This is a genomic window from Paraburkholderia sp. SIMBA_053 (assembly GCF_046534895.1).
GTDB lineage: Bacteria > Pseudomonadota > Gammaproteobacteria > Burkholderiales > Burkholderiaceae > Paraburkholderia > Paraburkholderia caledonica.
Genome location: NZ_JAWRXU010001578.1, coordinates 1 through 240, shown reverse-complemented (window position 1 = coordinate 240; position 240 = coordinate 1). Strand labels below are relative to the sequence as shown.

The window sequence follows — 240 nt, the reverse complement described above, 5'->3', positions numbered from 1 at the left end:
ACATCCTTCGTACGTCGCTGGGAGAACTGCAGGCGTTCGTCGCGCGGTTCACGCAGCCGGGCGGACAGTCCATCACCAGCGCGGGTGATACGGTCAAGCAAACGCTGCACAAAGCGCTCGTCGATGTGCAGGACCTCGCGGACACGGCTTATCGCGCGCAGTCGGACAGCGTCGCTGTCGTGACCAAGCGTGTCGCCGAGCGTGTCGAAGAGCTGAAGACGCTGCTTCAACCGAAGAAGA

Annotated in this window: 1 pseudogene; it reads left to right on the top strand. The window is 62.5% G+C overall.

Features of this window, described 5'->3' with window-relative positions:
- Window positions 1–240: pseudogene (locus tag SB753_RS40875) on the top strand (phasin family protein); the annotation flags it as partial.